This is a genomic window from Nodosilinea sp. LEGE 07298, assembly GCF_015207265.1.
Lineage (GTDB): Bacteria > Cyanobacteriota > Cyanobacteriia > Phormidesmidales > Phormidesmidaceae > Nodosilinea.
The window spans coordinates 1-6,047 of record NZ_JADEXE010000357.1; the positions used below are offsets into that span (position 1 = coordinate 1).

General features: G+C 57.8%; 6 protein-coding genes. 4 read left to right on the plus strand and 2 right to left on the minus strand.

Translation table 11 applies throughout. The annotated features are described in order from the left end of the window. Positions 1-44: 44 nt before the first annotated feature. Both IQ273_RS29155 and IQ273_RS36130 read right to left on the minus strand, forming a co-directional pair. Positions 45-788: a TVP38/TMEM64 family protein gene (locus IQ273_RS29155; protein WP_313898294.1), complete on the minus strand. Its 744-nt coding sequence runs from the start codon at positions 786-788 to the stop codon at positions 45-47. A 320-nt stretch (positions 789-1,108) separates the two neighbouring features. After that, positions 1,109-1,396, minus strand: coding sequence for a DUF6464 family protein (locus tag IQ273_RS36130; protein WP_228054114.1), 288 nt, complete (start codon positions 1,394-1,396; stop codon positions 1,109-1,111). A 424-nt stretch (positions 1,397-1,820) separates the two neighbouring features. Between IQ273_RS36130 and IQ273_RS29160 the strand changes: the two genes are divergently transcribed. The 4 genes from IQ273_RS29160 (at position 1,821) to IQ273_RS29175 (ending at position 6,037) form a co-directional block, all read left to right on the plus strand. Further along, the gene (locus IQ273_RS29160) at positions 1,821-2,348 is read left to right on the plus strand and encodes an O-acetyl-ADP-ribose deacetylase (protein ID WP_194026612.1); all 528 of its coding nucleotides are present in this window, start codon (positions 1,821-1,823) and stop codon (positions 2,346-2,348) included. 211 nt (positions 2,349-2,559) lie between these two features. Next, positions 2,560-4,194, plus strand: coding sequence for an ABC transporter substrate-binding protein (locus IQ273_RS29165; RefSeq protein WP_194026616.1), 1,635 nt, complete (start codon positions 2,560-2,562; stop codon positions 4,192-4,194). Continuing rightward, positions 4,185-5,180 (plus strand): ABC transporter permease, encoded by a 996-nt coding sequence (locus tag IQ273_RS29170; RefSeq protein ID WP_194026613.1) that lies wholly within the window; start codon positions 4,185-4,187, stop codon positions 5,178-5,180. The genes IQ273_RS29165 and IQ273_RS29170 overlap by 10 nt, the downstream gene beginning before the upstream one ends. Next, the gene (locus tag IQ273_RS29175; protein WP_194026614.1) at positions 5,177-6,037 is read left to right on the plus strand and encodes an ABC transporter permease; all 861 of its coding nucleotides are present in this window, start codon (positions 5,177-5,179) and stop codon (positions 6,035-6,037) included. The genes IQ273_RS29170 and IQ273_RS29175 overlap by 4 nt, the downstream gene beginning before the upstream one ends. The last annotated feature ends 10 nt before the right edge of the window (positions 6,038-6,047 follow it).

The following is a 6,047-nucleotide window of genomic DNA, read 5'->3' on the forward strand; positions in this document are numbered from 1 at the left end:
ATTGAGGGGTTTGAGCGCGGGTTCGAGGTTGAGGGAATGGGCGGTCATGGCTTTGGAGAGGTAATGGTTTGCGGTACGGTCTGCTGCAGCGCGTGCCGAGCCCGGTGGGTAATGACCAAGGTGACAACAGCGGTGGATAACAGCCCCAGGGCGTGGAGCAGCCCTTGGATTAGCTGAGCCTGAGGGGTGAGGTAAGCGTGGCCGCTACTGAGGGTAGCGATATCCCCAGCCAGGGCACCCAGATAAACATACAAGAGAGTGCCAGGGACTAGGCCCAAAGACCCCAGCACGTAGTTTTTAAAGGAAACCTGGGTCACGCCATAGGCATAATTGAGCAAGTTAAATGGCAGAATCGGCGACAACCGGGTGAGTAGCACGATCTTAAAGCCCGATTGGCTCACGGCGGCATCGAGGGTTTGAAAGTGAGGATGCGATCGCATCTGCTGACAGATCGCCCCTCTGGCCAGATAGCGACCAATGCCAAAGGCCAGAATGGCCCCCAGGGTAGCGGCGAACCCGGCATATACGAAACCCCAGACCACGCCATAGAGGGCACCGCCCCCCAGCGTGAGCACCGCCCCCGGTATAAATAACACTGTGGCCAGATTGTAGATCAGCACGTAGGCGATCACTCCCGCTGTCCCCTGGGCTTGTACCCAAAGCAGGGCGGCATAGATCGCTTGGGATAGATCGATCGGTCTGAGTACCAGAGCTAGCAGTAGCGCCAGACCCACGCCCAAACCCAGCCAGAGCCAAAATTTGATCGGTTTCAGCAGTAGCCTAAACACGATAAGCCGTTGAGATAGTTCACCAAAGCCTTAAACTAAAACGCTCGCCTGAGAATACCCTGAGCATTGACTGATAGATTCCGACTGCGCCCCCAATTTCAACTCTCGCAGCACATATAGCCATAGTCACGTTGGTTAGGACGTCCAGAAACCCTATGAACGTTCAAACGTTTGAACGTTCATAGGAGACCTGTCTTAACCGCTTGAGGGCTATTGAGAATAACGCTGCCTGCCAAACTCTAGGGCGACCCCAATTGTCAACAGCGCTACCGGGTTGAACCCAGACCAGCAAACCGCCAGCGAGTATTTCACTTTACAGGTCAACCCGGAGGCGTTAGGTCATGGATATCATCCTGATCCCAAAACGCTAGCCACTCGTTTTCTGTTGGTCCCCAGAACATCATCCACTCTGCTTCCATCGCTGGGGGCTTTGCAGAGTTTCCGTGGCTAGAGCGCTCAGATGCGGGCATTAACGACTCAAAATCTGGGCAGTGGCGCTGCTTTGGCCCGGTTGGGTGAACTGCACAAACCAAATAAGGACTTCGAGCATTGAAGCGACAGCTGCGGCATTGCCGATTAGGAGAGAGGTTGATCGAAACGTTTACCATTGCCAAGATGCTGTTGCTGTCAAATCTAGCCGATGTGAAAATTTTAGCTTCTGATTTTTGGATAGGTCTAATCAAGACATTTCGACGACCGTGATCCTTTGGTCAGCAGGTAATCCTAATTAAACGGTGCTGTAGGGTGTGTTGTGGCAAAGCCCAACGCACCGCAGGGTCTGGGCCTGGTGCGTCACGCCGGGCGATGATCCACCCTACGATAAGTGAGTTGGCCAATTCAAATGTAGGATGGGTTAGCGATAGCGTAACCCATGCGGGCGTTGGGTTTCGTGCCTCAACCCAACCTACATCGACTTATATTTAATTACGCTTGCCTACTTAACTAAGGCGTTCTACTTAGGACACTATATAAAGAAAATAAAGAAAAAGAAGGCGTGCATTATTAATGCTGCCCGCTACGGAGACTGCACCCATGCCCATCTCAGAACGGCTAGAGCGGATGCTTGTGCTACAGAGCGATATTACCGATCAGGCGGTGGATGCGATCGCCAACGCGGCCAATGAGTCGCTACTGGGCGGCGGCGGTGTCGACGGGGCCATTCACCGGGCGGCGGGGCCAGAGCTGTTAGCGGCCTGTCGCCAGCTGGGCGGCTGCCCAACGGGGCAAGCCAAAATTACTCCAGGCTATAACCTACCCGCTCAATGGGTGATTCATACTGTGGGGCCAGTGTGGCGCGGCGGTCACCACAACGAGGATGAGCTGTTGGCGAGCTGCTACCGCAACAGCCTGGCTTTGACCCTGGAATACGACCTTCGCACGCTGGCGTTTCCAGCCATTAGCACAGGGGTATACGGCTTCCCGCTAGAGCGGGCGACTCGAATTGCGATCGCAGAGGTAAGTACTGCGCTAACAAATCTACCTGCCATTGAGCAGGTGAGATTTATCTGCTTTGGAGATGAGGCCTACCGGGTCTATCAATCGGTGCTAGCTGAGACTTAAACCCCATTTAGATGAACATTAGATCTAGGGCTGGTCAGCAACATGGGGGCCTGAAAACGGCGGCTGTTTTGGGAACTGAGGACGACTTTAGCAATTGAATCTGGCTGCAAGGTATCCCTCACCCCCGGATTGTTCTCAACCAAGCGGTAGTGGTAACCTCCGGGTCTGAAGCGCCTATATAGCGTTTCCATCTACTGGATTTTGAGCCATGATGAATCGAAAACTGAGGCTTTCTCGGGTATCTTTAGGGGCTATTTTGGTGGGTCAGATTTTAGCCGGGTGCGGCTCTGGTTCTCCAGATTCCGCTGAGTCGGGCTCGGCAACGCCCTCCCAGTCGGGTTCGGCCGAACAGATTGTGCTGGCCATTGGCGGCGAGAGTGAAGAAGGCTATGACCCAACCCTGGGCTGGGGTCGTTATGGCTCACCCCTATTTCAGAGCACGCTACTCGGTCGCGATGCCGATCTCAACATCGTCAACGACCTCGCGACCGACTACAGCGTGAGCGAGGACGGGCTAACCTGGACGGTAACCATTCGAGACGATGCCGTATTTTCTGATGGGGAGCCGCTGACCGCTTCAGACGTGGCCTACACCTTTAACAAAGCCGCCGAAAGCGGTGGCCTTACCGACGTAACGGTGCTCGAAGAGGCCGTAGCCACCGACGATACCACTGTGGAACTGCGGCTAAAGCAGCCCCAAAGCACCTTTGTCAATCGTCTGATTACCCTGGGCATTGTGCCCGAACATGCCCACGGCCCTGACTACGCCCGCAACCCGATTGGCTCTGGCCCCTACCAACTGGTGCAGTGGGATGAGGGCCAGCAGCTCATCGTAGAAGCTAACCCCAACTACTACGGGGAAACCCCAGGAATCGAGCGGCTGGTATTTCTGTTTGTAGAAGAAGACGGGGCCTTTGCGGCGGCGAGAGCCGGACAGGCGCAGGTGGCGAGTGTGCCCCAGTCGTTGGCCGTGCAGAGCATCGACGGTATGACTTTGTACGACGTTGCCAGCGTCGACAACCGAGGGCTGATGTTTCCTTACCAGCCTGAAACCGGCCAGACGACGCCAAACGGCGACCCGATTGGTAACGACGTAACGGCAGATTTAGCGATTCGACAGGCGGTGAATTTTGCCATCGACCGCCAGGCTCTGGTGAATGGCGTCTTAGAAGGTTACGGATCGCCTGCCTACGGGCCGGTCAGCGGGCTGGCCTGGGAAGAACCCGATGCCGCCATTGAGGATGCTGACCCCGAAACAGCTAAGGAAATTTTGGCGGCCGGGGGCTGGGCCGATACCGACGGCGACGGCGTGCTGGAGAAAGGCGATCTAACGGCTGAGTTCACCGTGCTCTACCCGGCCGCCGACAGCACCCGGCAGGCTCTAGCCCTGTCAGCGGCAGAAATGCTCAAGCCCATCGGCATTCAGGCGAATGTTGAGGGCAAAAGCTGGGATGAGATTACCCCAGCGGCGCACAGCAACGTGGTGGTGTTTGGCTGGGGCAGCCACGACCAAACCGAGATGTACAACCTCTACCACAGCCAGGCGGCCCAGGGGGATTTCTACAACGCTGGCTATTACGCCAACGAGGCTATTGATAACACGCTGGATCTGGCCATGGGGGCACCGTCGGAGGCGGAGGCGATCGCATTTTGGCAGGCCGCCCAGTGGGATGGCGACCAGGGCTTTACCGCCAGGGGTGACGCCGCCTGGGCCTGGCTAGTGAACCTAGATCACACCTACTTTGTTAGCGATTGCTTGGATATTGGCCAACCCCAGGTCGAGCCCCACGGCCACGGCTGGCCGATCACCACCAATATTGCTGAATGGAGGTGGACATGCAATTAAGACCAATCCTATTCTTCACTCTGCAAAAGCTGCTGCGGCTGGGGCTGTTGCTGATGGCGGTGGCGGTGTTTACCTTTGTGCTGCTGAGCCTGTCACCCATTGACCCGCTGCAGGCCTACATTGGGGCCGACATGTTGCAGATTAGCCCCGAGCAGCGGGTACTGATTGCCGAGCGCTGGGGCCTAGATCAACCGATGGTCGTGCGGTTTTGGGACTGGTTGGTGCAGCTGGTGCAGGGCAACTGGGGTACATCCCTGGTGTTTAATCAGCCGGTGGGGGAGGTCATTGCCGCCCGGTTTCAGATGTCTCTGCAGGTGCTGGCGATCGCATGGCTACTGTCTGGCCTGTTGGGGCTAGGGCTAGGTATTTTGGCCGGGGCGCTGGCAGGCAGCTGGTGCGATCGCGTCATTCGCCTCTATGCCTACACCCTGGCTTCGGCCCCCACCTTTTGGGTAGCGCTACTGCTGCTGATCACTTTCTCTGTCTCCTTGAAAGTGACCCCGGTCTGCTGCGCGGCTCCCCCCGGCGTACTGGCGGCAGACGTTACCTTCTGGCAGCACTTGCACCACCTGCTGCTGCCCGCTATTACCCTCAGCATCATCGGCATTGCCAGCATTGCCCTGCACACCCGGCAAAAGCTGATTGATGTCTTGAATAGCGACTACGTGCTGTTTGCCCGAGCCCAGGGCGAGAGCCTGAGCGGCGTCATTCGCCACCACGGCCTGCGCAATATCATTCTCCCCGCCCTGACCCTGCAGTTTGCCTCTTTGAGCGAGCTGTTTGGTGGGTCGGTACTGGTGGAGCAGGTGTTTGCCTATCCGGGCCTAGGCTCGGCCACGGTCCAGGCGGCCCTGCGCAGCGATGTGCCGCTGCTGGTCGGCATTGTGTTTTTCAGCGCCCTATTTGTCTACGTCGGCAACACCCTGGCCGATCTAGCCTATCCCCTCGTCGACCCGCGCATTCGGCTAGGAGGCTGGCCGTCATGACCACTACGGCTCCAGTTTCAGCCCCGGTTCTGCGCCCCCGAGGCAATCGGCGGCAGCAAACCATCTGGGGTATCGCCCTCTGTGCCCTATTTTTATTAGCTGTGATTGTCAGCCCCTGGGTCATCGGCGATAGCGGCCTCAACCCTGAGCTGATTCAGCGCAACCAGCCCCCGTCACTGGCCCACCCCTTCGGCACCGACTGGCTGGGCCGAGACATGCTCAGCCGATCGCTCCACGGCATGTCGCTGAGTTTGCAGGTGGGCCTGCTGGCGGCAGGCATCAGTGCCCTGATTGGCACCGGCCTGGGCCTGGCGGCAGGCACCCTCGGCGGCTGGGTCGATGCTGTCATCACCTGGATTGTCGATGTGTTCTTCAGCCTGCCCCACCTGGTACTGCTAATTTTGATCGCCTTTGCGGTCGGCGGCGGCACCCAGGGCGTGATTATCGCTGTGGCCCTGACCCACTGGACCAGCCTGGCGCGGGTAATTCGAGCCGAGGTGCTACAGGTGTCTAGCTCCGACTATGTCCACCTGTCCCGCCGCTTCGGCCAGTCATCGCTATGGATTGCCCGCCACCACATGGTGCCCCACGTGATTCCGCAGCTGCTGGTGGGGCTAATTTTGCTGTTTCCCCACGCCATTTTGCACGAGGCGGCGCTGTCGTTCATTGGCATTGGCCTGTCGCCCCACATTCCGGCGATCGGCATTATTCTGGCCGAGTCAATGCGGCACCTTTCCACCGGCTACTGGTGGCTGGGGGTGATGCCGGGGCTGCTGCTTTTGCTTTCGGTCAAAGCCTTCGACTGGCTGGGGGAAAACGTGCGATCGCTGCTCGATCCAAAGACCAGTCAAGGGTGAAGGGGTGGAT

Excerpts from the sequence above, each read along its gene's own strand:
- IQ273_RS36130 (WP_228054114.1), bottom strand. The coding sequence starts at position 1,396 with ATGGTAAACGTTTCGATCAACCTCTCTCCTAATCGGCAATGCCGCAGC.
- IQ273_RS29160 (WP_194026612.1), top strand. The coding sequence starts at position 1,821 with ATGCCCATCTCAGAACGGCTAGAGCGGATGCTTGTGCTACAGAGCGAT.
- IQ273_RS29165 (WP_194026616.1), top strand. The coding sequence starts at position 2,560 with ATGAATCGAAAACTGAGGCTTTCTCGGGTATCTTTAGGGGCTATTTTG.
- IQ273_RS29170 (WP_194026613.1), top strand. The coding sequence starts at position 4,185 with ATGCAATTAAGACCAATCCTATTCTTCACTCTGCAAAAGCTGCTGCGG.
- IQ273_RS29175 (WP_194026614.1), top strand. The coding sequence starts at position 5,177 with ATGACCACTACGGCTCCAGTTTCAGCCCCGGTTCTGCGCCCCCGAGGC.